Genomic DNA, 23,536 nt, shown 5'->3' on the forward strand with positions numbered 1-23,536 from the left:
CGTTGCTACGGCGCCGCGCTGGCGCGGCGCTCGCCCTTGATGACCGGCAGCGCGCTCACCGGCGCGACCTTTGGCTTGTCAGCCACCGATCCGGTGGCGACCGGATCGGGCAACGGCGCGCGGGCGGTGGCGTCGGGGAAGCGGGTCTTCATCTCGCGGATGAAGCCGTCGAGCGTGTCGACGCTGGCGGCCATTCGCGCGATCTGGGCGAATTCGGCGCTGGACGTCGCGACCGGCTTGCTGGCCGAGTCGAAGGCGAGCTTGTCGGCATCGCCGGACATCAGCGGCGCGTATTTCTCGCGGAACCGGGACAGCCCGATGGCGTCCTCGGCAAGCGCGTAGCCGACCACGGCGCGGATGATGTCGGCCTTCTCGCCCGGGTTGAGCGGGGTGAAATCGCGCCAGCGGTCACCATAATAGAGCTCGATCTGCTCGGACGCCTCGCGCCAATGCCGCGACGCCCAATAGATGTCGGCGCGCAGCCGGATTGCCTCGCGGCCGGTGATGTTCGAGATGATGTCGAGCGCGAGATCGTGCCGGCCGACGTCGCTCTGCGCGCGCGCCTCGAGCAGCAGCCGCTGCTGGCGCAGTTCGCCGGAGAGATCCGCGATCCGGGTCGAGCGCAGCGCGGCAATGGCGCGGTCGGGCTTGCGGTTCATCAGATAGACCATCGCGAGGCGCGCCGCGACCTGGGCGCGGGCCGCGCCTTCGAGCCGCTTGTCGACCTGGTATTGCAGGAGGTCGGCGGCCTGGTCGAGCAGATCGACACCGACCAGGCGGTCGGCGAGACGGCGGATCATCTCGTCACCGCGGCGGCCGATCGGCGTCAGTTCGCGATATTCGTAGAAGGTGCCGAGCGCATCGATCGGCGACATCTCGTCGCCCCTGGGGCCGAGGTAGAGATGCACGAACAAGGCCGAGGCGGCATCCTGCGCCTGGCGCGATTCCGGCGCATTCGGCTGCAGCCGGGTCGCGGCACGCGTCACCGCGAAGGCGTCGGCATAGCGCGTCGTCTCGGCGTAGATCTTCGACAGCACATACAGCGTCTTCAGCTCGATATTGTCGCCGCGCCACAGCATCGACAACAGCTCGAGTTCCTTCAGCACATCGTCGCGGCCGATCTCGCCGCGCTTCTGCTTGAGCAGCGTCTCCAGCAACCTGCCTTCGGCGGCGGCCTGGCGATCGGCCGAATTGGCGGCGAAGCGATAGGCGTCGAGCGCATCCTTCTCCTGGCCGAGGGCCTCAGCGAGCCGGCCGCGCAGCACCGCAACCGCGGGCTTGAGCTCACCGGGAACGCCGACCACGTCGAGATCGCTCTTGCGCCGCGCGGCACCGGCATAGTCCTTGACCTCGAGCGAGGCCTTCATCGAGTCCATGGTGACGATGCGCTGCAAATCGGGCGGCAGCGTCGCCACCGCGAATTCGGCGTTCTTGAACTTCTCGCGCGCCTCGGCCCATTTTCCCTCGCGGGCGAAGGCGAGCCCCTTCCACAATTGCGAATCGTAGCCGTTGCCGATGACGGGATTGGCGAGATCCTTCAGGCCCTGTGCCGGGTGCCCGATCAGGATACTGGCGACCGCGTGCACCATCACCACCGACGCCGTCTCGCTGCCGCGCTTGCTCTCGGACAGGATCAGATTGGCGACACCATGGGCTTCCTGGTACATGCCGCGCGCCATGTAGAAATCGGCGAGATCGAGCCGTGCCTGCGGCAGCTGCTCCGCATTGGCCGTCGAAGCCGCCGCAATCAGGCCGTCGAGCTGCTTGAGGAACGTGTCCGACTGGTTCTTGCGCCACTCGTCCGGGTCGAACAGCGGCTTCACCGCCGCGGTGGCGCGCTCGGCGGCGACGTCGGCCGACGACAGCGTCAGGCCGCCGGGCCGGCCCAGCATCACCTTGTCGGCGCCGACCTCCGCCTTGACGTCGTCGGCGTTGGGATGAACCACGACGCCGTGGATCGATTCCAGCAGCGAAAGCTCGACGAAATCCTGCCGCTTGATGATGCCGCGGGTCGGCGGCGGTGCGGTCACCACCCAGAGCGTATCGCCGGCGTCGGGATCGACCAGTCTGTGCAGCTGGCCTGGATTGGCGAGCGGTACGCTGACATTGGCGAGTGAGGGCTCCGAGATGTTGCGCACCACGGTGAGCGGCAGCGGCGGCTTCTGCACGCGGTCGGCAAAGGTCAGCGTCCAGCTCACTCCGCGCGAGCGGTCATCGCTTTCGAGCGACGGCATCTGCGGCCGGTTGAGGCGGAAGCGCACCGCCTGGCCCTTTTCCAGCGCGATCCGGCTGACATCCGATATCAACGAGCCGGCCTTGGCGCGGACCGGATCGACGTCGATTGCCTCAGCCGCGTCGAACACCATCCACACCGTGTCGGCGCGGCGGAACAGCGCCGCCGGCGTCGCGCCGGGGAATGAGAACGTCACGCGCAAGCCGTCGCTGTCGCGCTGGGCTTCGACCGCAGGTTTGCCGCCGGTACGGGCGTCCGCAGCAGGCGGCGATGGCGCCGCAGCCGCCTTCGGCGCTTCCATCGCCGGCGCGGCGGCGACAGCGGGCACCGGCTTCGGCGCGTCGGTCACCGGCGCCGTGCTCTGTTCCGCCGCAGAGCCGGCGCCACCCTCGTGCGGCGGGGTCGGCACAGCAGCGTTCTCGGCGTTGACCGCAGGTGCGGCCGCGATTTTCGGCAGCTCCGGATCGGACAGTTCCGATCGGGGCTGCTCCGTTTTGACGGGCGCGGCCGCCGGTTGCTCGCTCGTGGCTTGTTCGGGTTTGAGCGGTTCGGAGCGCTGCGGTTCGGACTTGGCAGGTTCGGACCTGGCAGGTTCCGACTTGGCAGGCTCGGACTTCGCCGGTTCGGATTTGGACTGTTCAGGCTTGATCTCGATCTTGGCCTGCTGGGCGATGCTTTCCGATGTCACCGGCGCGATCGCCGCGGCGCCTTTCGGTTTGGCGCGCGGCGTCGGCAACAATGAGCTCAGCGAGGGCTTTGCCGCCTGCTGCTCGTTCTGCTGGAAGGCGACGTCGACGATGTAATTCTTCTCGTCGCGGAACGAATGCACGTCGACATCGCCAATCAGCGATACATCGACTGCCGAGGTATCCGTGTCGGCGCGCGCGCTGATCGACGCGACATTCGGCGGGGCGGCGACTTTGGCATCGGCAAGGTCGAAGGTCAGGACCGAATTGAAGGACAACGTCAACTTCTGCTCGTTCAGCACCGAGGAGACGCTGACCCCGTCGGGCACCTCGAACACGAAGCGGACGAAGGTGGGTTGCACCAGCGCCCGAACGCGCACCGGCGGCTTCTTCTTGGCGGCGTCGGCCGCACGCTGCATGCGCAGCAGGCGCTCGGCGGCGCGGGCGCGCTCGGCAAGCTCGCGGATCACCTCCTGCGGCAGCGATGGCGGTGGGCCGGTCCAGCTGTCGGGCAGGAAGTCGATGAAGATGCGCTCGCCGGCGGTCATGGTGTTGATGGAGACGCGGCGCGCCAGCGACAGACGGATCGCCGAGCCGTCGGGATCGCGCCGCGCGGCGCCGACATAATCGGGCACGGCATCCTGCAGTTTCTCGACGGGGATATCGACCGGACGTTTGAAGCGGATCACGATGATCGAGCCGGCGGTCGTGACCTCGGACTCGACATCCTCCTTCAGCCTCAGCACCAGCCGGGCATAGCCGTTCGCGGCAGAGAATGTCGCTTCACCGGGTACCGGGTCTTCGGCATGCGCCGCGGTCGAAAATGTAAGGGTTGTGAGCGCGAGGCCGCTGGCAAGCAGGCACAGACGCGCGGTCCGCGCCCAGGCGCGGCCTAGCGACCATGTTCCAGCGGCAGCCGTTCGCGCCATCTCGAAACGTTTTCTCGGGACCCCAGCCATACCAAGCGCGAAGCGCCCTCGCCCACGCCTCCCGATCTTGGATCGGGCGGCGTTAAGGACCTGTTAACGTCAACGGATTGTTTCGGACTGGCCACTGCCACGGAATGGCGACCAAAACGCTCGGTTTGGAGCTGAAGCTTGTTCCGAGCGCCGCCGAGCGCCACAGCTGGCGGGGCGCGCTATCCTTTGGAGTCAGCCGGGAGCCCGCTGCGCGGCTGTGACCGGACAGGATTTGTCCTTGCAACGAGGCTTACTCCGCGCTGCCGGGTACCGTGCGCAAATACGCCACGATGGCATCAAGGTCATCGGGACTGATCCGGGCGTAGTAGTGGTATCCCATCGGTCGACCGAGACGGCTGCCGTCGCGGCTGACACCGTCGGTGATCGCACGCTTGATCTCGTCGTCGCTCCATTCGCCGATCCCATTGGTCTTGTTCTGCGTGATGTTGCGTGAAACCGAGATTCCCCACGGCCCGGAAAATTTGACGCCACCCGCACCAAGACTGCTCTTGTATTCTCGTCCCCTCGGTCCAATCGGCGTATGGCACGCCATGCAATGCGCGATCGTGACGAGATAGAATCCCTTCTGCACCTTGTCGCTCATCATCGGTTCGGCGAATGGGTTCTCGCCGCCCGGCGGAACGTTCTCGACCTGAGGCACCTTGTAGATCGGATCGGGCACCTTGTTGTGGACCGGCGTGATCGTACGCAAATATGCGACGACCGCATCGAGATCATTTTCCGTCAGGATGTGATAGAAGCTGGTCGGCATGACCATCGCGGTATGCACTCCCTTTGGGGTCTGCCCGGTCCGCAGCAGTTTCTTGATATCGGCATCGCTCCAGCTTCCGATGCCTGTTTCCTTGTCTTGTGTAATGTTGGCGGCATGCACTGTGAACGGCGGCTCGTCCCAGTAACCTCCGCCCGAGAATGCCTTCTCCAAAACATCGCCGTTCGGTCCCTTGGGCGTGTGGCAATTGCCGCAAGCCAGAATGCCGTTGACAAGGTAATCGCCCCGTTTGACCAGTTCGGATTGGGCCCATGCCAGATTGGTGGTGGCGATGACGACAAGCATCATGAACAGGTTACGCATATCGGTTTCCTTGAAATTTCTTGGTGATCAAAAATTCAATTTCTGATCGGGCGCAGCTTCGCGTCCGGCACAAGAGCAATTCAATCAATCAACTCAAGCGGCGGTCCATGCGACCGCAATCACGGAAGGCCAAAAGTAGCGAAATCGCGCTCGCCTTCCTCGCGCCGATGCTAGACTCGCATCAAGCACTTTGGCAATGTCTGCGATGGCTCTGTTGCAACGGTCTTGGCGCCGTTCGGCGCGGATCTGCGCCGAGGCGCCACAAGAGGGGGTCACAAGCCGCCCTGCTCCGCTTATGCCGGCGAAGGATCGTGACCATCAGGCCGGCGATTTGCGGAAGGCTTGTGGCCTGCTTGTCCATTGCACCGGATCGGGGCGACTTGGCGAACTCGGCCGGACGGACATCGAAGCGGTCAAGCCGCCCTGTTGATTGGTAATGATGATTTATCGCAACGCGGAAGCAGCACTGCTGCCTCACTCGATTTCCGATTGTTCGGCAATAATTTCTTTTGAGGATCACCCATGCGAAAGCCACTATCAATTCTTGCTCTTTTAATGAGTGTCCCGATTGCCCAAGCCGGTCCGAAGGAGGACGCAGCGCAGCTCGTTGAGCGCTGGAGCAAAGCCTTCGCTGACGCCGACCTTGACGGTATCGTCAGTTTCTATGCCCCGGAAGCGACCATGATCGGGACGTTCGGCAAGGTCGTCATGACGAAGCCGGAGCAAATCCGCAAATACTTCGAAGCGACAATCCTCAATTCGCCCCCCAACACCGTGGCGCTGCAGAGCGCAGAGACTCTCCTGATCGACGAGAGGACGGTGGTGCTTTCCGGGTTCGACACCATCTCCGGCGTCATGAAGGATGGCCAGCCTTATAGCAGCCTCGGCAGCGTCACATTCGTGATCGCGAAGCAAGGCTCGGATTGGAAGATTGTCCATCTGCACCGGTCTCCACTCCCGAAAACCTGACGACAGCCCCCGTCAGTTCGTCTTCGGCGTGAGCATCTTGCCTTCGATCTTGGGAAGATCGTCGATCGAGGCCGATTTGTCGCCGCCGGCACGGCAATTGGCGACCGAGCGGTTCTGCTCCTTTGCTCCCGCGCCGATGGCAAAACCCGAGAAACTGGACACTCCCGCGATATTACGGAGGTTCGAGTGAGGTGCTCCGAACTCAGACCGTCGCGACCTCTCGCTCGCTATGCGCCGCTTGCCGCGTCTGCGTGCTCTCCCGGACCAGCAACCAGCAGAACAGGATGATAACCGGAGAACCAAAAGGCAGCGGCTTCACGACCGACAGTTGATAGAGGACAGGTAGGTAGAAGACCATCGGCGCGAGAAACGTCACGCCAAGCACCATTTTCGACCAGGCCGGAAAGCCGACCCTCAACCATTCGCGGAGCATCCAGGCCAGCGGCAGCGCCATGATGAGCATGTCGTAGAACAGGCAGAACGGCGTAACCAGAAGGCAGGTGAGCACGATGATCGAGCGTTCAGTCGCAGCAGTGATCTTCTGACGCAACATCCAGATCAGCACACACGTCATGCCCAGCGCCACGAGGCCGTGAATGATAAAGGCCGTGTTGACGCCGGCGCCGAGCAGGCGCGCTGTCGCGTACACGCTCTGCAGCAACGAAAACTCGACGTCGCCGTTCTCGAGAGCCTGACGGGCCGAGTGAGAGACGTCGAGGAAGTTGAGCCATGTATCCAGGCCGAACAGCAGCGCGGACAGCACGACGAGCGAGATCGACGACATGCCTGCCCAGATCAGCGTGCGCCAGCGACCTGTGACGATCAGGGCGATCGGCACGGCCAGCGCCAGGTGCGGCTTGATCACCATCAGCCCGAGGATCGCGCCCGCGAGCTTCGGCCTCCGGTCCATGATGTTGAGACCGCACCCAAGGATCGATGCCGTCAGAAAGGCGTTCTGCCCTGCCACGGCATTAAGATAGACCGGCGCATAGGCGAGGATCGCGACCAGGCACCAAGGCGTTCGCAAGATACGCCAGATCACCGCGGCGAACGACGCCGCCGTCATACCAATGAACACGAACAGCGAGACGAAATACGGCGCGAGCGCGAGCGGCAGGCACACGAGCAGCATCGTCGGCGGATAGAAGAACGCCTCGTAGCCCTCTCGCAGGTATGGAGCTTCCGCGAGCAGATGCAATTCGGGCACATAAACCTCGGCGGGATGGCCGGCCAGAACCTGAAGCGAGGCCGCCCAGAACGTCAGAAAGTCCGAGCCGAGCAGAAAATTATTCGCGCCATAGCCGCCATCGCGGTAAAATAGCAAAAGCGACCTCGCGAGAGTCAGCACCAGCACAATTGCGACGCCACTCACGTACAATCGGGCGCGCGGCGCGGTGAGCCATGGCATGTCTTTCAGCATTGGCAATTCCTAAAGCACCACCTTGAGACATAGCGACTTCAATTCCAGAATGACAAATCGGTTGCAGCTTAACGCTACCGTTTAAGGCTACCATAACCGGCGTACACTTCTCGGCGTCGATAGGCGTTTGGCTTCGCGGAGACCCCGTCGAGCCCACACCATCGGAGGCGGCGAACATCCGCGTCTGCATCGAGAGGATTACCCCCGGTCCACCGGACATGCGCGGAACTCTCAGCGATTAACCGAACGCCCAATGGAGATCGGCCACTCGCTTGCGCCACCGCCAGTTGCGGTATACAACCGCTTACATTTCAAGCAATTCTTAGTTTCTGGCAGTTTCATGAACGGATTTGGAATGGTGCGCGCCCGTGCGGAGCGCAGCGGATACGACCGTGCATTGGCCATTGCCTGCCTCATCGTGTTGGGCTTTACCCTTTACTGCGTGGTACCGAAAGTCGTTGACGGTACCGGCGCGACCGGGCTCGACTTTTCATGCTTTTGGAGCGCGGGGAAGATGGCGCTCGATGGCCATGCCGCCACCGCCTACGATTGGCCGCAGTTGCGGCAAGCGATCATTCAAATACATCCCAGCTTGAACGATGCTCCGTTCCCCGTTTACGAGGTGCCGATACCGTTTTTCTACCCGCCGTTTTTTTTCTTTGCGGCGGCACTGCTGGCACTGCTGCCGTTTCCGAGCGCGTTCTGGGTCTGGAGCACCGCAAAGCTGCTGTGCTGGGCGCTCGTTGTTTCCGCCATCCGGCCACGCTTCGCCGTACTGCTGCTGGCGTTCGCCGTGCCGGCCGTCCTGTACGATTTCATCGTCGGCCAAAGCTCCCTGCTCGCGGCATCGCTGCTCGGCGCCATTCTGCTGACGCTGGACCGGCGCCCGATCGTCAGCGGCTTCCTGATCGCGCTGCTGATCTTCAAGCCGCAATATGGCGTCCTGCTTCCGCTCATTCTGATCGCTACTGGACGCTGGACCGTCTTCATCACGGCCAGTTTGGTGACACCTGTGCTCTTGCTGCTCACCGGGCTTACCTTCGGCTGGGATACTTTTGAGGGGTTCCGTGAGGCAGCCGTCTTCGCGACGACGCAGTTCCATCTCACCGGCACGCTGGCCTGGTACAAACTGCAGAGCGTCTACGGAGCGCTTCGGTTTGCCGGTTTTGGCTATGGATCGGCCATGGCACTGCACGTCGCGGTCGCTGCGGCCGCCGCGACGTGGACGCTGATCATATGGCGCCGCAACGTCAACTTCGCCGTCAAGGCCGCGAGCCTGCTCGTCGCGACATTGCTCGTATCTCCCTACTTCGCGATCTACGATACGGCGCTACTGGCTCTCGCACTCGTCTTTCTCATGAACGCGCCCATGGCCGAACATGGCTCGCTTCTTTCGAATCGCTCCGAACTCCGGATCGGGTTCGGCGTGCTTGTCCTGGCGGGGTTCACCTACCCGGTCGCACTCGTGCCGGTCGGTCCGTTCATGTGCGCGACCCTCATCGCGATGATCTGGATGCGATGCAGGCAACCCGGCGTTAAGTCGGATCTAGCTTACGGCTGAGGAGTCCACCGCCAGTTGGCGGACTTCCCGATAGCCCCCGTCAGTTCGTCTTCGGCGTGAGCATCTTGCCTTCGATCTTGGGAAGATCGTCGGTCGAGGCCGACTTGTCGCCGCCGGCGCGGCGGGCGAGTTCGACCGTGAGCCGTTCGGCGGCTTCCGGCTGCATCAGGCCGAGGATGTCGGACATCTTGCGCGGCTGGATCTGCGAGGCGATCTGGTAGAGCACGTTCATTTCCAGACGATCGAACACTTTTGCGGCGTCCTTCGGCTTCATGTTCTCGTACATGGTGACGATGCCCTTGAAGCGCGCTGCATCGGCTTCCGCCTTTGCCGCGGCATCGGCATTCGCCTTGGCGTCATTGGCCTTGGCCTCCTCGACCTTGGCCTCGATGCGCTTCTCGGCAGCCTTCAACAGGCTTTCGCGGATCTCGACCTCGCGCGCGCGCGTCTCGAGCTCCTGGCGGCGCGACTGCAACCGTTCCAGGATCGCGCGCTCCGACGCCGATACCGGCGCGGGTGCATCCAGATTGACGACAACGCCATCGGGCTTGGACGGCTCCGCGGCCGGTGCGGCCGGCTTCGGCGCCTCGTCCTTCTTCTCGTCCTTCTTGGCGTCCTTGTGCTCGACCGATCCCGTGATGTCGCCGGGATCGGCCTTGATCTTGCTGTCAACCACCGCCTTGCCGGCGCCGGGGAAGTTGAAGTTCTGCTGCGCCCAAGACGGACCGGCCGGGCCGGCCGGCGGCGTATCGTCGGCAAACACGTAACCGCCATCGAGCACGAGGCCCGCGACCTTCAGCACCATCAGGCCGAAGATCGCGACCAGCACCACGGGCATCACTCTGATGTCACGAAGCAACTTCATGCAGCGAGGCCGCCGGCCCTCCTGCGCTCGGTGAAGGCTTCAGCCGCCGCGGCGACCGCGTGCGCGGCCGAGACCCTGGGCGCCGGCGCCACTGGCGCGGCTGCTTGTGCCGGTGCCTGCACGGGCTCGGACGGCCGCGCGGCCAGCGCGATCTTGGACAGGCGGCGCACCACGTGGTCGCCTTCCGCCAGCTGGTCCTTGAGCAGCGCCGACATCTGCGTCGCCGCATCGAGCTGGTTGCCGAGATTCTCGTTGACGTCGCGCACCGCGTGCTTCAACCCGCCGATCGCCCGCTCCGCGATCTCGGTCGCGGTGATCAATTCGGCGATCGTCGCCTTCAGCGAATGCTCGTCGGCCTTCAGTCGCTGCAGGCGCTTGTTGAGCAGCCAGCAATAGCCGATCGTCAGCATCAGCAGCACGGCTACCAGACTCTCGATCGCTAATCCAAGCACATGACTCATGGTGCCTCCATCATCTTGGTCCGCTCGTCCGCCTTCTCGAACATCGCGAAGGTGGTTTGGGGTTTACGCAAATTCTTGGTGACGCGGATCGCGACACGGTCGCCGACCCGGCCCATGCGCCCTTCCGTCAGGGTGACGTTGCCGCAGCGCACCGATACCAGCGCGTCGGAGCGGATATCCAGCGGCAGCGTGTCTCCGACCTTGAGCTTCATCAGCTCCTTCAGCGGGATATCGGCTTCATAGAGCACCGCGTCGACCGAGATCTCGGCCTGCGCCACTTCGGTGGCGAAATGGCCTTCCCAGATCGGGTCGCGGCCGAATTTCTCGCCCATGAACATCTGCAACAGCACGTTGCGGATCGGTTCGATGGTGGCGTAGGGCAGCAGCAATTCGACATTGCCGCCGCGGTCTTCCATGTCGATGCGCAGGCGCACCAGGATCGCGGCGTTGGCCGGGCGGCTGATCGCGGCAAAGCGCGGGTTGGTCTCGAGCCGGTCGATCGTGAAGGTTACCGGCGACAGCGGCCGGAACGCCTGCTCGGCATCCGACAGCACCACCTCGACCAGGCGCTTGACGAGATTGGTCTCGATCGTGGTGTAGGGCCGGCCCTCGATGCGCAGCTGGGTCTGGCCGCGGCGGCCGCCGAGCAGCACGTCGATCATCGAATAGATCAGGCTGGAATCGACCGTGGCGAGACCGAAGTTCTCCCACTCCTCCGCCTTGAACACCGAGAGCACCGCCGGCAGCGGGATCGAGTTCATGTAGTCGCCGAAGCGCACCGAGGTGATGCGGTCGAGCGAGACCTCGACGTTGTCGGAGGTGAAATTGCGCAAGCTGGTCGTCATCAACCGCACCAGGCGGTCGAACACGATTTCGAGCATCGGCAGACGCTCGTAGGACACCATCGCGGAATCGATGATGGCGCGAATGCCGGAATGGTCGTCGAGGCTGACGTCGCCGACCGTGAAGCCGAGGAGATTGTCGATCTCCTCCTGCGACAGCACGCGCTCGCCATTGGTGTTCTTGCTACCGAAGTCGCGGCTGCCGTCCTCGACCATGGCGGCCCATTGCAGCGCCATGTTCTCGGTGAGCTCGTTCTTGGCGGCTTCCGCCGCGGCCGCCGCGGGATCCTCGGAATCGAGTGAGGCTTCCCACTGCGCCGCAATGGCGTCCTGGTCCATCTGGTCGTTGCCGGCCATGGCTTTACATCCACCCCGTCACTGGATCACGACTTCCTTGAACAGCACCGCGTTGACCTGGTTGGGTGCCAGCGCGAGGTTGACGCGCTTGGTCAGTTCTTCCTTGAGGCGGAACAGGCCGGCCGAGCCGTTGAGGTCGCTCGGGCGCAGCTCGCGCATGTAGGTCTGGAACAGGTCGGTGACGCGCGGCAGCGCCGGCTTGATCGCCTCGACCTGCTTCTCTTCCTTGACCTCGAGCACGAGCTTCAGCTTGAGATATTGCACGCGCTCGCCCGGCGCGCCGACCAGATTGACCAGCATGTCCGGCACGTCGACGAAGCTCGGCGGCTTCGGCGGCGGCGCTTCGGCGTGCTGCTCCTCACCGTGGCCGCGCATGAAGAAGGACCAGCCGCCGGCGCCCGCGCCGAGCACGACGAGGAAGCCGACGACGGCAATGATCAGCTTGAGCTTGCCCTTCTTCGGAGCGGCCGCGCCCTCGCCGGTCTCCGTCTTTTCCTCGTCCGCCATCGTCCGCTCGCTTCAACCCGAAGGATGCGAACGCGATTTGCCCCAGCTTTGGCCTGAAGACGCGATACAAATGCCGCCGGCGCACACGCGCCCCAATGCCGGCAACACTGGGGTCATAATGGTTAACGGAAGCTTAGGATTTACCTTCCACTAGGAAAAAACTGCCGGGCAAACATGGTCAACAAGACCTTTCTGCCGCCCCGGGCCGCACCCGGTAAAACAACTAAGCCATTCAAATAACACACCATTTTAAGTTGGCACGGCTTTCGCTGAGAGGACGGCGTAACCCGCGGGTTTGGGAGAACCCAATGGTTACCGACGGATCCGGCGTGAAGGTTTGGGAGAACCTGCATTCGGATCGCCTCACAGGGGAGAACCACCGATGCAGAATACGCTTCTGGTCGGCCTATCGAAGCAGATGGTGCTGGAACGGCAGATGGATGTCGTCTCCAACAACATCGCGAACATGAACACCAACGGCTACAAGGCCGACCGGTCGCTGTTCCAGGAATATCTGTCCTCGAACGCGCATGAGGACAATTTCGCCTCCTCCGACCGCCGCGTCTCCTTCGTGCAGGACCGCGCGACCTTCCACGATTTCTCGCAGGGCCCGACCGAAGAGACCAAGAACCCGCTCGACGTCGCGATCGACGGCAACGCCTTCCTGGTGGTGCAGACGCCGGGCGGCGAGCGCTACACCCGCGAAGGCAGCCTGCAGATCAACAATCGCGGCCAGCTGGTCACCGCCTCCGGCTACCAGGTGCTCGGCACCGCCGGCCCGATCACCTTCCAGCAGACCGATCACGACGTCTCGATCGCCGCCGACGGCAACATCACCGTGCTCGAGGGCACCTCCCGCCTCGACTCGATCCGCGGCAAGCTGCGCCTCGTCTCGTTCGCGCAGGCCCAGCGCCTGCTGAAGGAAGGCTCCAACCTCTACGCGCCGGGCGAAGGCACGCAGGCGCTGCCGGACACCAAGGCCCAGATCCGCCAGGGCTTCATCGAGAAGTCGAACGTCAATTCCGTCGTCGAGATGAGCCGCATGATCGAGATCACGCGGACCTACACCCAAATCGCCTCGCTGCTGCAGCAGGAGAGCGACCTGCACAAATCGGCGATCGAAAAGCTCGCCGACGTGCCGAACTGATCCGGGGGATTGACCGATGCGCGCACTTTATACAGCTGCGACCGGAATGGCGGCACAGGAACTCAGCGTTCAGGTGATCTCCAACAACATCGCGAACCTGCGCACCACCGGCTACAAGAAGCAGCGCGCCGCGTTCCAGGACCTGATCTACGACCATGTGCGCCGGGTCGGCGCGCAGGCCTCCGACCAGAACACCATCATGCCGATGGGCATCGACCTCGGCGGCGGCGTGAAGACCGTCGGCACGCCGCGCATGATGACCCAGGGCACGCTGTCGCCGACCGGCAACGATCTCGACATCGCGATCCGCGGCGAAGGCTTCTTCAAGATCCTGATGCCGGATGGCACCTTCACCTACACCCGCGACGGCTCGTTCCAGATGGACAATCAGGGCCGCATCGTCAATGCGCAAGGCAATTTGCTGCAGCCGACGATCACGATCCCGCAGAACGCATCCGGCCTCACCATCAATGCGCAGGGCCAGGTCTCGGTGACGCTGCCGGGACAGACCGCATCGACCAACATCGGCCAGATCGGCCTGACCCGCTTCATCAACAAGGCCGGCCTGATGCCGATCGGCGACAATCTGTTCCAGGAAACGCCGGCCTCCGGCCAGCCGCAGGACGGCACCGCCAACACCGACGGCTATGGCGACATGCAGCAGAGCAACCTCGAACAGGCCAATGTCGAGGTGGTCTCGGAAATCTCCGACCTGATCGCCGCGCAGCGCGCCTATGAGATGAACTCGAAGGTGGTTTCCGCCGCCGACCAGATGATGCAGTCGACCTCCAACCTGTTCCGCTGAGGATGATGTCGATGATCGCCCGCTCACTCCTGATCGCAGCCGCGCTCCTCGCCGTCGCCGTGGCGCCGTCCGCCGCGCAAAGCCGCCGCGAGGCCATCGCGGTGCCGACGCTGCGCGCCAGCATCACGGTCGCCGACGACATCGTGCGGGTCGGCGACCTCATCGACAATGCCGGCAGCGCCGGCAGCGTCGCGGTCTACCGCGCGCCGGACCTCGGCACGACAGGCACGCTGCCGGTCGCGCAAGTGCTCAACGTGTTGCGCTCGCACCAGGTGATCGGCGTCGATACCCGCGAGCTGAAGGAGATCACCGTCACCCGGCTGGCGCGCACCATCGACAGCAAGGAGATCGAGCAGCAGGTGTCGCGCGCGCTGGAGGGCCGCCACGGGCTCGGCAGGGCCGGCAACATCGCGCTGACCTTCGACCGCGATCCCGGCGACATCCGCCTCGAGGCGACGAATACCGGCGTGATGCAGCCGGTCGCCGTGCGCTACGACCCGCGCTCGACGCGTTTCGACCTGACCTTCGAGATCGGCAACGATGCCGGCGCCGCGCCATCGAAGCTGCGCTTCACCGGAACCGCGATCGAAACCATCGAGGCCGCCGTGCTGACGCGCAATGTCGAGCGCGGCGACGTGCTGAAGGCCTCCGACGTGATCGTCGAACGCCGTCCGAAAGCCGAAATCGGCAACGACGCGGCGGTGCGCGACAGCGCCGTCGGCATGCAGGTCCGCCGCCAGCTCCGCCCCGGCCAGGCGCTTCGCGTCGCCGACCTCGCGAAGCCCGATCTCGTCACCCGCGACCAGAACGTCACGCTGATCTACCGCACCGCCGGCCTCTACCTGACGATCCGCGGCAAGGCGATGGATGGCGGTGCCGAGGGCGACACCGTCAGCGTGATGAATCTGCAGTCCAAGCGCGCCGTTTCCGGCGTCGTCACCGGCCGCGGCGAGGTCTCGATCTCAGTCGCGACCCCGCGCCCGGCGCCGACCGCCGACGCCACCGAATCCAATTCCGCTTCCGTCAAGCTGAGTTCAGTCGCACCAAACGCCGAGTAAAGTTCATGTCCCAGTACCGCATCAACCGCCTCGTCCTGACCGGTGCGCTGCTCGCGCTCGGAACGATCGCCAGCGGTTGCTCGTCGATCGACCGTCTCTCCCAGATCGGCGAGCAACCGAAGCTGTCGTCGATCGACAATCCGACCACCCAGCCCGGCTACAAGCCGGTGCAGATGCCGATGCCGAAGCCCGAGGTCGCCTCCTACAGCCCGAACTCGCTGTGGCGGAGCGGCTCCCGCGCTTTCTTCAAGGACCAGCGCGCCGCGCGCGTCGGCGACATCCTGACCATCACGGTGAACTTCACCGACAAGGCCGCGATCGCCAACGAAACCCAGCGCAGCCGCACCAATTCGGAAGACTCGGGCGTCACCAACTTCCTCGGCTCGCAGACCATCACGCAGCCGAACAAGATCCTGCCCGGCCGCATCCTGACCGCCGACTCCACGGCGTCGAGCGACGGCAAGGGCTCGGTGAACCGCCAGGAAGCGTTGCAGACCAACGTCGCCGCGGTCGTCACCCAGGTGCTGCCGAACGGCAATCTCGTGGTCGAAGGTAAGCAGGAGATCCGCGTCAACTTCGAAATCCGCGAGCTGATCGTGGCCGGCATCGTGCGCCCGGAGGACATCCAGAGCGACAACACCATCGATTCCTCGAAGATCGCCCAGGCCCGCATCGCCTATGGCGGCCGCGGCCAGATCACCGACGTGCAACAGCCGCGCTACGGCCAGCAGGTTCTCGACGTGCTGCTGCCCTTCTAACGGCATGATCCCGCAAAGCGGAAACCGGTTTACGGAAACGGATCATGCCTGAGTAGGACTTTTACGAGCTCCCACATCTCGTCGCGAACCTAGGCGCGGCGCGGTGTACCAACACGGCCCTCGCTAGCTCCCCTGGCGAGGGTCGTGGCTTTTTGTGACCGGTGGCGTGCGCCGGCACGATCGCCGCGCATCAGTCCGATACCGCTTCACGAAAGTCGCGCCATCGCCTTGTCGGTTCGTTAACCCTCGCAGCAGCGCACAGTAGAAGTCCCGGCGCTTGCAACGTAGGGAGACGACAACGCAGGGTTTTCTGTTTGTATGACGGTCATGCAAAGAGACGGACGATATGCGGCGTGGTTCCGGACGCCGCGGGGCGAAGGCACCGGAATAGTCCAGCTCGCAAATGGCAGGATCTCGGGCGGCGACGCCATGTTCATTTATGGCGGCACCTATCAGCTCGATGAGGACCGCTTCACGGCGACGCTGACGACGCACCGCTATGCCGACGGTCCGTTCACCACCGTGTTCGGATGCGACGAGGTCGAGGCGCAGCTGACGGGCTCGTTCAACGGCAACCGGGCGGTGTGCTCGGGCACGGCCAAGCAGGCCCCCGGCGTGCTGTTCGAAGCCACGCTGTTTCTGCAGCAGCAGGAGCCGGAGCCCGCCCCCGGCCCAAGGACCACGACAACGCGCGCGGGTGTGGCGAGGCTGCCGAAGCTCCCCGGCCGGCGCACGACGGTCGTGAGCAGGCGTTTCAGCTAAACCGTCCGCAATCCCGATGGCGTCGCCACCCGGTCCGGCGTACGATCGCGCATGCGCGAAGCGCAGCCCGATCGATGCAGCCGGAAGGAGGAACGAATGTATGCCGCCATCCGTCACGCCAAGGCGAAGACTGGTAGCGCCGAGGAACTCGCGCGCCGGATCAAGGAAGGCGCGATCCCGATCATCAGCGACGTCGAAGGCTTCATGGCCTATTACGTGGTCTATGCCGGCGACGATACGGTCACCGCGATCAGCGTCTTCAACAACCATGCCGGCGCCGAAGAGGCCAATCGCCGCGCGCTGGCCTGGATCGACGACAATCTCGGCCCATTGCTGGTCGGCCAGGCCACCGCAGTCGCAGGTCCCGTGATCGTCCATACGAAGGCCTGACGGCCGCGCCCGGCAAACTTCGCCCGGCAGAAGCTGCCCGCTGCCCGTCGTGCGCGCGCGGCGGCATCGCGATCCCCTTGAAATCACGGCTGCAACGGATGGCACGCCATTTGCTCCACGATTGCAACATTGCAATGGGGACTGCGCGCAGATGACGTCGATCTCGGCCCTTGGATCGGTCACCGCCAGCATGACGACTGGCACATTGAAGAAACCGCTGACCGCCGACGCCACCGGCGGCAGCTCGCTCGGCGATACCGTCGAGCAGAAGTTTCTCAAATACGCGCAGATGAGCCCGATGGACCGGATGCGCGCGAACATCCTCAAAAGCATGGGCATGTCGGAAGAAGACCTCAAGAACATGACGCCGGATCAGCGCGCCGCGGTCGAGCAGAAGATCAAGGAGCTGATCGAGCAGGCGTTCCAGAAGAACGCCGGCAAGGCCGGCCAGGCGGTCGACATCTCGGCCTAGCACGCCGACCATCGACGATGGCATCGCCGAGCTGATCGCCAGATCGGACACCGCGAGCGCGAGCCCCTAGTGTCCCGAATCCGAAGTTCGCATCATTTGCCGCACCTTCGGAGCGAACTTCGGATTCGATAAGGACACTAGCAAACTTATGATTCTAGTGTGCTTTATGAATGCGAAGTTCGTGAAAGTGGCTGCCGCGAAATCGCACGAACTTCGCATTCAGCACACTAGGCGGACGCTGCCTCCGGCACCGGCATTCCGCGCATGGTGGCGTACGATCTGCCGAGGATCGCCTCGATCGCCATCGCAGCCAGCCATAGCAGTCCACCGCAGGACAGATCGATGACGTAATGCCCGCCGATCGGAACGGTCGCGATCAGCACAAGCGCATTCCAGATCAACGTAACGGCGAGCAGCCATCTCGTCCCTGTCGTCGCACAAATCGTCATCAGGACGAGGCAGGTGTGAAACGACGGGAATGTCACCACGCCTTGCAGATTTTCGAATGACACGTTCGGAGACAGAGCATTGCGAAAATACTCGAACTTGGCGAGATGATAGATTCCTGCGCCGTCGGGAAGCTGCTCAAGCACCTCTATCGGATGGTGGAAATAGGCAAAAGCTCCCCTGGCGGGCCAGAACACTGAAAACGTTGCAGCGACAACCACGGTCAGGCTGAACACGAATACCAGCTGCCAGAGCTTGTCGAAGCGTCCCATCATGGCCAGGAACGGCAGCAGTGCGGCAAGCTGGAGCAACCAGCTGTCGTAAGCCACGGATAGCAGATGGGACAGCAAGGGATGATCCGCAAACCACCGGATCATGGACGGCAAATCGACCCCGACCGCACGATCGGCGTTGCCGAGAACGTCATCGATCAAGGGGAACTTGTACCGCAAACCGACCAGGCTGATGACCGCGGCCGCCACGATCGACCAGCAAGTCGCAGCGACGGCGCCACCCAAATGAGAGAGTGTCGGCGCGGTGCGCCATCTGCCGTAGACGACATGGACGATGATGAGGAACGCCATCATGCCGGAAAACAGCGCCAGATCCCTGGCGTCGATCGCGATCCGAAATCTCCAAAGCAGGAAGCCGGTGAAACCGCTCGCCGCGAGGGCAACAAGCCATGAGCCGAGCATGCTCCATTTGTAGGGGTGGGTTCCCTGAAGTGTCTCTGCCGCAGCTTTCGCCTCTGGAGAGACCCTTCGCGGGGCAGGGAGATCCGCCGACGACGCGATCCGTGACGGACCAAGCAACTGACTGAGCATTCCGACTGCCATTCCAGCGGGCGGCTCGACACGAGACCCGCTCATTCCACAGCCACAGGTTTAGCAGTCACTCGTTAAGTTGCGTCGGTACACAGCTACAACCGGACAACCTTCATGTCCAATGGTGAACGGTTTATTTCGCTATATCTCTGAAAGGGGGAGTTGGGTTCCCAAATGCCCGAAGAGCCGGCTACTGACGGAGATCCGGCCTGTCGCTCAGGACAATGAAGACCTTGCCGCCGAAGTCGTATCGCGCGACCTCGCGCATGCCGAGCCGCAGATGCGCCTTCAGCGAGCGCGGATTGTCTTCCCTGATGAACAGGATTGCCTCGCGGCCGCGGAACGTCGCTTGAAGCTTCGCGTACAACGCCTCCAGCACGCCAAGGCCGCGCGCGTTTCGGGAGACGCACACCGGGCCGTAGACATATGCATCGGGACTGCCTGGCCAGGCCGTCAGCATGGCCTGCACCGGCGGCGCCTCGCCATATCCCTTCTCCGACGTCAGGAGCGCGCCGAGCAGCCTGCCCTCATCATCGGTCGCGATAACGATCGGCTGCCCGTTTGCAATGCGCGTCTCGATCACCTCGCGCGGCCATCGCCCGAGCAACATGCCGCCGTGCTCCCCGCTCTCGGCCGTCAACAGCGCGGAGATGGCGTCCGCATCGGACCATGTGGCGAGCCTGGTCTTGATCATCGCGGATGGATCGCGAGCACCATGCCGGCGCAGCTCACGCCTTCTTCTTTGCGGTCGCGCGGGTACCCGCGGCCTTCGTCACTGGCTTGTTCGCCGGCTTCCTTGACGGCTTCTTTGACTTGGCCTGGTTGAGTTCGATCGCGGCACGAATAAGCGCTTTGAGGGCGCGATCGTTGATCTTGTCGCCCTCGAACAGATCGATCGCACGCCGCACATTGCCCTCGAAGCCGGTGTTGAACAGTCTGTCGGGGTCCGGCAGCTGCGCGCCATACATGAAGGTCAGCTTGACCTTGCCCTTGTGGGCATTGCCGACCGCAATGATGCCGTCGCGCGACCACACCGGGCTGCCCATCCACTTCCACTCCTCGATGATCTCAGGATCGGCGGCGAGGATGCTCTTGCGCAGATCGGCGAGCGTCTTGCCGCGCCAGTCGGTGAGGTCCTCGATCATCCGGTCGATACGTTCCGATGCCGTCATTGCTGTCTCTCGCGCCTCATCCGCCCCAAGCCGTCACGTCATGCAATCACACTTGGGACGCGGACGTCGATCCCCCATGCTGACGCCGCGGCGACAGATAAGGCAACGCGAACAGATAGAGGCCGCTGAGCAGCATGAAGATCAGCGGGAACAGCGCCAGCAGGCCGATCCAGACCGCCTGTTGCTGCAGGATCATGGCGACGATGTTGATGATGACGGCAACCGTGAAGGCGATCGAGAGCCAGCGGTGCGATTGCCGGATCCAGTTGTTCCAGTTCAATGTGACCTCCTGTTGGATGAATGTTGCGGGTTCGCGAACGCGCCTCACCCCGGCCGCGCCATCAGCTGATCGAGATTCTCGAGGAACTGCTTCCATCCGGCATGGGCGCCGCCATAGGCCTGCTTCTGATGCGGCTGGAAGCCGGACTGCTCGACGCGCAGATGGGTGCCGGTCGCCGTCGGCGTCAGCGTGAAGACCACGACGCTCTCGAGATTGTAGGCGGCATCCGCATGCGCAAAATTCCAGGTGTAGGACAGCGTCCTGTGCGGCTCCACAGTGAGCACCTTGCAGTCCAGCACGCCGCCCCACTCGCCGCGCAGGTTGAAGCTGTGCCCGACCTCGGGCTTGAAGTCGTTCTTCATCAGCCACTCCTCCATCAGATGCGGTTGGGTCAGCGCGCGCCAGAGCTTTTCCGGCGGATGCGGAAATTCACGCTCGACGATCGCGGAGCGCGTTTCAGCGGTGGTCTTGTTCATTGGTCCATCCTTTTGAGGAGATCTTCGAGGTGGTCGAACCGGTTCTGCCAGAAGCCCGCCATCTGGCTGGTCCAATCGATCAGTGGCGCCAGCGCGCCGAGTTGCGCGCTGTAATGGGTCTGCCTGCCTTCATGGCGATCGCGCACAAGCCCGGCCTGCTTCAGCACGCCGAGATGCTTCGACACCGCCGGCTGCGAGATCCTGGCACGGGCCGTCAGCGCGCCGACGGTCTGCTCGCCCTCGCGGCACAGGCGCTCGAAGATGGCCCGGCGGGTCGGGTCTGCGAGGGTTCGAAACAGGATGTCGTGAGCGTCAGGCATTTGCGATAAATAACCCATTGGTTATGGATTAACGTATAACCAGCCAGCTATGGATAAGTCAACCGCAAACTTCGGCGGCTCGACAGCGGCCGCGCCACCTGAGGTTTCCGGCGCGATGGCGCAACAAGACCGCCCGCGCCTTTCATAACCCACAGGTTATCCGGTGGCGCCGATCGGCCCGTCGGGCAAATCAGCAAAACCTGTCAATCCTGGCGCGTGAAGATATTTCGCTTTATCCGAATATGACAGCACAAACACTCAGTGTCGTCCCGGCGCAGGCCGGGACCCATAACCACCGAAGCAAGTTGTTAAGCGCTATTGCAACGACGAGTCCCGCCTACGATATCCGCCGCGGCGTATGGGTCCCTGTGTCTTGGAAGTCTGTCAGGATGGGTTGGGCGGGAAGCCGTTGGGTCCTTGGCGCTTGACGCCGTGAGCCGGCTCGGCCTCCCGCCCGTTCCATTACCAACCTGAACAGTTGCACGAGGCTGCGCCAACAGACCTCGCATCACAGGGACAGGCACCGTGATCATACCCCCTCGTTATGTCGGAATCGACGTCTCCAAGAAGCATCTCGATATCTTTGATGAAGCTGACGGCGTGTCCAGGCGCATCGCCAACGCGGCACAGGCCATCACACAGCAGGTGGCGCGTTGGCGATGCGATGCGCTGGTCGTCTTCGAGGCCACGGGCGCCTATGACCTCGCGCTTCGCGAGGCCCTAAGCCAGGCCGGTGTCCGCTTCGCTCGGATCAATCCGGCTCGAGCTCGCGATTTTGCGCGGGCCAGCGGCCAACTTGCCAAAACCGATCCGATCGATGCACGGATGCTGGCGGCCTTTGGCCGGGTCATGCAGCCGGCAACCGAGCGGGCCGCCAATCCCGCCCGCAACGCTTTGGCAGGGCTTGCAAAACGGCGGGACCAACTGGTTCTCATGCGCGCGCAGGAGAAGAACCGGCGCAGCGAGGCCGACGACCGCGCCATGGCCGAACGGATCAGTCGGCTCATTGAGGTTCTCGATGGCGAGATCGCCGAGATCGAGGCCGATATCAACGCATTGACCAAGGCCGAGCCGGAGATCGCGGACGATGCGCGGTTGATGCGCTCACTGCCGGGCGTGGGTCCCGTGGCTTGCATGCAGCTGATCGCGAAGATGCCGGAACTTGGACATGTTGGAGCGAAGCAGATCGCCGCGCTCGCGGGCCTTGCCCCCTTCAACGTCGACAGCGGCGCCTTCCGTGGAAAACGCAAGATCGCCGGCGGCCGAAAGCGCGTTCGTGACGCCCTCTATATGGCGGCTCTGAACGCGGTTCGTCGGGCCGATCCATTCAAGGCCTTCTACGCGCGGCTGCGACAGGTCGGCAAACCAGCCAAGCTCGCTCTCATTGCCGCCGCCAGGAAGCTCCTAACGGTCCTCAACGCCATGATGCGCGACAGAAAGCCCTACCTGCAGACCAAGCCGACATAACAGTTGCCGGCTTTCGCCGGGACGACGCATGCAGAGAGCCGCAACGCACAACTCGAATACCGTCATGCCGGCGCAAAGGCTTCGCCTTTGCCGCTGGAGATGCGAGCGCAGCGAGCCTCGAAGGATGCACGGCCCGCTAGGCGGTGTGGACTCTAGGGATTCCCTTTTGAGGCCAAATCAGATTCAAGGCTTCTTTTGGGAGGCGGCCTTGGGTGTGATGGATCGTTTGGTGTTGAGCGACGCGGCTTGGGAGCGCATGGCGCCGCTCATCATTGGCCGGCCCGACCAGAAAGGTTCGACCGGACGCGACAACCGGATGTTCGTGGAAGGGGTGCTCTGGATCGTTCGCACGGGCTCTCCCTGGCGTGATCTTCCGGAGGCGTTTGGGGATTGGAACAGCGTGTTCCGGCGCTTCAGTCGATGGAGCACCAAGGGTGTCTGGTTGCGGATCTTCGAGGCGATGTCCGATGATCCGGACTTCGAATATTTGATCGTCGATTCCACCATCGTCCGGGCGCATCAGCACGCCGCCGGGGCAAAAAAAGGGGGTCTGAAGATCAAGCGATCGGGCGCTCGCGCGGCGGCTTGAGCACCAAGATACATATGGCCGTTCGAGGTTTGGGATGTCCCGTGCGGTTCACCCTCACCGCAGGCCAGAAGGGCGATGCCCCGCAAGCCGCCACGTTGATCGAGGGATTGCCCGCCGAGGTCGTCATGGCCGATGCAGCCTATGACGCCGATCATTTGCGCCAGGCCATCGCAGCCAAAGGCGCGATCGCCGTCATCCCCAACAACCCCTCGCGAGCCCTCAAACATCCGCTCGACAAGCATCTCTATGCCCAGCGCCACCTCGTGGAATGCTGCTTCAGCAAGCTCAAGCAGTTCCGTCGCGTCGCAACCCGCTTCGAAAAGACCGCCCGAAATTACCGAGCCATCGTCACGCTCGCTGCAATCGTCCTATGGATGCGATAAGTGTCAACACCACCTAGTGGCCGTCGATCCCTCGAGACGCGCGGAGCCTGTCATCGGGCCGCGCTTCGCGCGGACCCGTTGCCGCGCCTCAAGATGACGGTTCTGCTGGTTTCGCAGAGACGACAGCGAACGCGGCGGCTCGGAGCGCGAAACCGCGTCGTTGCGGTGGCACTGCGCATGATCTACAACCTTTGCACGGACGCGATTGCTATTCTCGGATAATTTTACGGAGA

The 23,536-nt window shown here is 63.4% G+C and carries 24 protein-coding genes and 1 pseudogene; 11 read left to right on the top strand and 14 right to left on the bottom strand.

Features of this window, described 5'->3' with window-relative positions; all coding sequences use genetic code 11:
- Positions 1-5: 5 nt before the first annotated feature.
- Both ACVWY5_RS22875 and ACVWY5_RS22880 read right to left on the bottom strand, forming a co-directional pair.
- Positions 6-3,848 carry a hypothetical protein gene (locus ACVWY5_RS22875; protein WP_028337163.1) on the bottom strand — a complete coding sequence of 1,281 codons (3,843 nt, stop codon included), beginning with the start codon at positions 3,846-3,848 and terminating at the stop codon, positions 6-8.
- A gap of 280 nt (positions 3,849-4,128) precedes the next feature.
- Positions 4,129-4,971: a c-type cytochrome gene (locus tag ACVWY5_RS22880; protein WP_028337164.1), complete on the bottom strand. Its 843-nt coding sequence runs from the start codon at positions 4,969-4,971 to the stop codon at positions 4,129-4,131.
- A 522-nt stretch (positions 4,972-5,493) separates the two neighbouring features.
- Here ACVWY5_RS22880 and ACVWY5_RS22885 point away from each other — a divergent pair.
- Positions 5,494-5,940, top strand: a complete 447-nt coding sequence (locus ACVWY5_RS22885) for an SgcJ/EcaC family oxidoreductase (RefSeq protein WP_080667255.1) — start codon at positions 5,494-5,496, stop codon at positions 5,938-5,940.
- A 12-nt stretch (positions 5,941-5,952) separates the two neighbouring features.
- Here the strand turns inward: ACVWY5_RS22885 and ACVWY5_RS22890 are convergent, their stop codons facing one another.
- Both ACVWY5_RS22890 and ACVWY5_RS22895 read right to left on the bottom strand, forming a co-directional pair.
- Positions 5,953-6,102 (bottom strand): hypothetical protein, encoded by a 150-nt coding sequence (locus tag ACVWY5_RS22890; RefSeq protein WP_157343156.1) that lies wholly within the window; start codon positions 6,100-6,102, stop codon positions 5,953-5,955.
- A 40-nt stretch (positions 6,103-6,142) separates the two neighbouring features.
- Positions 6,143-7,360 carry a glycosyltransferase family 87 protein gene (locus tag ACVWY5_RS22895; RefSeq protein WP_028337166.1) on the bottom strand — a complete coding sequence of 406 codons (1,218 nt, stop codon included), beginning with the start codon at positions 7,358-7,360 and terminating at the stop codon, positions 6,143-6,145.
- A 253-nt stretch (positions 7,361-7,613) separates the two neighbouring features.
- On the opposite strand from ACVWY5_RS22895, the gene ACVWY5_RS22900 reads away from it, so the two are divergent.
- Positions 7,614-8,921: a glycosyltransferase family 87 protein gene (locus ACVWY5_RS22900; RefSeq protein WP_321177070.1), complete on the top strand. Its 1,308-nt coding sequence runs from the start codon at positions 7,614-7,616 to the stop codon at positions 8,919-8,921.
- A gap of 40 nt (positions 8,922-8,961) precedes the next feature.
- On the opposite strand, the gene ACVWY5_RS22905 is transcribed toward ACVWY5_RS22900, so the two are convergent.
- From ACVWY5_RS22905 to fliL, 4 genes are read right to left on the bottom strand one after another with little or no spacing between them, the layout of a single operon-like run.
- A complete protein-coding gene (locus ACVWY5_RS22905; RefSeq protein ID WP_028337168.1) occupies positions 8,962-9,786 on the bottom strand; it encodes a MotE family protein in 825 nt (274 codons plus the stop codon).
- Positions 9,783-10,247 (bottom strand): DUF6468 domain-containing protein, encoded by a 465-nt coding sequence (locus tag ACVWY5_RS22910; protein WP_028337169.1) that lies wholly within the window; start codon positions 10,245-10,247, stop codon positions 9,783-9,785. The genes ACVWY5_RS22905 and ACVWY5_RS22910 overlap by 4 nt, the downstream gene beginning before the upstream one ends.
- Entirely contained in the window at positions 10,244-11,446 is a 1,203-nt protein-coding gene (fliM, locus tag ACVWY5_RS22915; RefSeq protein WP_028337170.1) for a flagellar motor switch protein FliM, read from the bottom strand. Before fliM ends, ACVWY5_RS22910 begins: the two co-directional genes overlap by 4 nt.
- An 18-nt stretch (positions 11,447-11,464) precedes the next feature.
- The gene (fliL, locus tag ACVWY5_RS22920; protein WP_028337171.1) at positions 11,465-11,953 is read right to left on the bottom strand and encodes a flagellar basal body-associated protein FliL; all 489 of its coding nucleotides are present in this window, start codon (positions 11,951-11,953) and stop codon (positions 11,465-11,467) included.
- 382 nt (positions 11,954-12,335) lie between these two features.
- Here fliL and flgF point away from each other — a divergent pair, with 382 nt between their 5' ends.
- The 7 genes from flgF (at position 12,336) to ACVWY5_RS22955 (ending at position 17,345) form a co-directional block, all read left to right on the top strand.
- Complete coding sequence (gene flgF, locus ACVWY5_RS22925; protein WP_028337172.1) at positions 12,336-13,100, top strand: flagellar basal-body rod protein FlgF; 765 nt, start codon at positions 12,336-12,338, stop codon at positions 13,098-13,100.
- Between the two features lie 16 nt (positions 13,101-13,116).
- Positions 13,117-13,905 (top strand): flagellar basal-body rod protein FlgG, encoded by a 789-nt coding sequence (gene flgG, locus ACVWY5_RS22930; RefSeq protein ID WP_028337173.1) that lies wholly within the window; start codon positions 13,117-13,119, stop codon positions 13,903-13,905.
- A gap of 2 nt (positions 13,906-13,907) precedes the next feature.
- On the top strand, positions 13,908-14,963 hold the full coding sequence (flgA, locus tag ACVWY5_RS22935; RefSeq protein ID WP_028337174.1) for a flagellar basal body P-ring formation chaperone FlgA: 1,056 nt from the start codon (positions 13,908-13,910) through the stop codon (positions 14,961-14,963).
- Positions 14,964-14,968: 5 nt separating this feature from the next.
- Positions 14,969-15,721 (top strand): flagellar basal body L-ring protein FlgH, encoded by a 753-nt coding sequence (flgH, locus tag ACVWY5_RS22940; protein WP_028337175.1) that lies wholly within the window; start codon positions 14,969-14,971, stop codon positions 15,719-15,721.
- 429 nt (positions 15,722-16,150) lie between these two features.
- A complete protein-coding gene (locus ACVWY5_RS22945; protein ID WP_410712080.1) occupies positions 16,151-16,483 on the top strand; it encodes a hypothetical protein in 333 nt (110 codons plus the stop codon).
- Positions 16,484-16,579: 96 nt separating this feature from the next.
- Entirely contained in the window at positions 16,580-16,873 is a 294-nt protein-coding gene (locus tag ACVWY5_RS22950) for a hypothetical protein (RefSeq protein ID WP_028337177.1), read from the top strand.
- A gap of 151 nt (positions 16,874-17,024) precedes the next feature.
- Positions 17,025-17,345: a hypothetical protein gene (locus ACVWY5_RS22955; RefSeq protein WP_050387610.1), complete on the top strand. Its 321-nt coding sequence runs from the start codon at positions 17,025-17,027 to the stop codon at positions 17,343-17,345.
- A gap of 227 nt (positions 17,346-17,572) precedes the next feature.
- Here the strand turns inward: ACVWY5_RS22955 and ACVWY5_RS22960 are convergent, their stop codons facing one another.
- The 6 genes from ACVWY5_RS22960 to ACVWY5_RS22985 form a co-directional block, all read right to left on the bottom strand.
- Positions 17,573-18,487, bottom strand: a complete 915-nt coding sequence (locus tag ACVWY5_RS22960) for a phosphatase PAP2 family protein (protein WP_028337178.1) — start codon at positions 18,485-18,487, stop codon at positions 17,573-17,575.
- A gap of 319 nt (positions 18,488-18,806) precedes the next feature.
- A complete protein-coding gene (locus ACVWY5_RS22965) occupies positions 18,807-19,310 on the bottom strand; it encodes a GNAT family N-acetyltransferase (protein ID WP_028337179.1) in 504 nt (167 codons plus the stop codon).
- A gap of 34 nt (positions 19,311-19,344) precedes the next feature.
- Positions 19,345-19,788 (bottom strand): DUF1801 domain-containing protein, encoded by a 444-nt coding sequence (locus ACVWY5_RS22970; RefSeq protein ID WP_028337180.1) that lies wholly within the window; start codon positions 19,786-19,788, stop codon positions 19,345-19,347.
- 46 nt (positions 19,789-19,834) lie between these two features.
- Positions 19,835-20,068 carry a hypothetical protein gene (locus ACVWY5_RS22975; protein ID WP_028337181.1) on the bottom strand — a complete coding sequence of 78 codons (234 nt, stop codon included), beginning with the start codon at positions 20,066-20,068 and terminating at the stop codon, positions 19,835-19,837.
- Between the two features lie 44 nt (positions 20,069-20,112).
- Positions 20,113-20,544, bottom strand: coding sequence for an SRPBCC family protein (locus ACVWY5_RS22980; RefSeq protein ID WP_028337182.1), 432 nt, complete (start codon positions 20,542-20,544; stop codon positions 20,113-20,115).
- The gene (locus ACVWY5_RS22985; RefSeq protein WP_016846748.1) at positions 20,541-20,864 is read right to left on the bottom strand and encodes an ArsR/SmtB family transcription factor; all 324 of its coding nucleotides are present in this window, start codon (positions 20,862-20,864) and stop codon (positions 20,541-20,543) included. The genes ACVWY5_RS22980 and ACVWY5_RS22985 overlap by 4 nt, the downstream gene beginning before the upstream one ends.
- Positions 20,865-21,389: 525 nt before the next feature.
- Between ACVWY5_RS22985 and ACVWY5_RS22990 the strand changes: the two genes are divergently transcribed.
- Positions 21,390-22,331, top strand: a complete 942-nt coding sequence (locus ACVWY5_RS22990) for an IS110 family RNA-guided transposase (protein WP_431014807.1) — start codon at positions 21,390-21,392, stop codon at positions 22,329-22,331.
- A 256-nt stretch (positions 22,332-22,587) separates the two neighbouring features.
- A pseudogene (locus ACVWY5_RS22995) lies at positions 22,588-23,303 on the top strand (IS5 family transposase).
- Positions 23,304-23,536: the final 233 nt, after the last annotated feature.

It is taken from the genome of Bradyrhizobium sp. USDA 3256 (genome assembly GCF_054058275.1).

Coding starts and splice junctions, on each gene's coding strand:
- ACVWY5_RS22945 (WP_410712080.1), top strand. CDS start 16,151: ATGTTCATTTATGGCGGCACCTATCAGCTCGATGAGGACCGCTTCACG.
- ACVWY5_RS22965 (WP_028337179.1), bottom strand. CDS start 19,310: ATGATCAAGACCAGGCTCGCCACATGGTCCGATGCGGACGCCATCTCC.
- ACVWY5_RS22875 (WP_028337163.1), bottom strand. CDS start 3,848: ATGGCGCGAACGGCTGCCGCTGGAACATGGTCGCTAGGCCGCGCCTGG.
- ACVWY5_RS22970 (WP_028337180.1), bottom strand. CDS start 19,788: ATGACGGCATCGGAACGTATCGACCGGATGATCGAGGACCTCACCGAC.
- ACVWY5_RS22960 (WP_028337178.1), bottom strand. CDS start 18,487: ATGCTCGGCTCATGGCTTGTTGCCCTCGCGGCGAGCGGTTTCACCGGC.
- ACVWY5_RS22900 (WP_321177070.1), top strand. CDS start 7,614: ATGGAGATCGGCCACTCGCTTGCGCCACCGCCAGTTGCGGTATACAAC.
- ACVWY5_RS22985 (WP_016846748.1), bottom strand. CDS start 20,864: ATGCCTGACGCTCACGACATCCTGTTTCGAACCCTCGCAGACCCGACC.
- fliL (WP_028337171.1), bottom strand. CDS start 11,953: ATGGCGGACGAGGAAAAGACGGAGACCGGCGAGGGCGCGGCCGCTCCG.
- ACVWY5_RS22980 (WP_028337182.1), bottom strand. CDS start 20,544: ATGAACAAGACCACCGCTGAAACGCGCTCCGCGATCGTCGAGCGTGAA.
- ACVWY5_RS22950 (WP_028337177.1), top strand. CDS start 16,580: ATGTATGCCGCCATCCGTCACGCCAAGGCGAAGACTGGTAGCGCCGAG.
- flgF (WP_028337172.1), top strand. CDS start 12,336: ATGCAGAATACGCTTCTGGTCGGCCTATCGAAGCAGATGGTGCTGGAA.
- flgG (WP_028337173.1), top strand. CDS start 13,117: ATGCGCGCACTTTATACAGCTGCGACCGGAATGGCGGCACAGGAACTC.
- ACVWY5_RS22955 (WP_050387610.1), top strand. CDS start 17,025: ATGACGTCGATCTCGGCCCTTGGATCGGTCACCGCCAGCATGACGACT.
- fliM (WP_028337170.1), bottom strand. CDS start 11,446: ATGGCCGGCAACGACCAGATGGACCAGGACGCCATTGCGGCGCAGTGG.
- ACVWY5_RS22895 (WP_028337166.1), bottom strand. CDS start 7,360: ATGCTGAAAGACATGCCATGGCTCACCGCGCCGCGCGCCCGATTGTAC.
- flgH (WP_028337175.1), top strand. CDS start 14,969: ATGTCCCAGTACCGCATCAACCGCCTCGTCCTGACCGGTGCGCTGCTC.
- ACVWY5_RS22905 (WP_028337168.1), bottom strand. CDS start 9,786: ATGAAGTTGCTTCGTGACATCAGAGTGATGCCCGTGGTGCTGGTCGCG.
- ACVWY5_RS22880 (WP_028337164.1), bottom strand. CDS start 4,971: ATGCGTAACCTGTTCATGATGCTTGTCGTCATCGCCACCACCAATCTG.
- ACVWY5_RS22910 (WP_028337169.1), bottom strand. CDS start 10,247: ATGAGTCATGTGCTTGGATTAGCGATCGAGAGTCTGGTAGCCGTGCTG.
- flgA (WP_028337174.1), top strand. CDS start 13,908: ATGATGTCGATGATCGCCCGCTCACTCCTGATCGCAGCCGCGCTCCTC.
- ACVWY5_RS22885 (WP_080667255.1), top strand. CDS start 5,494: ATGCGAAAGCCACTATCAATTCTTGCTCTTTTAATGAGTGTCCCGATT.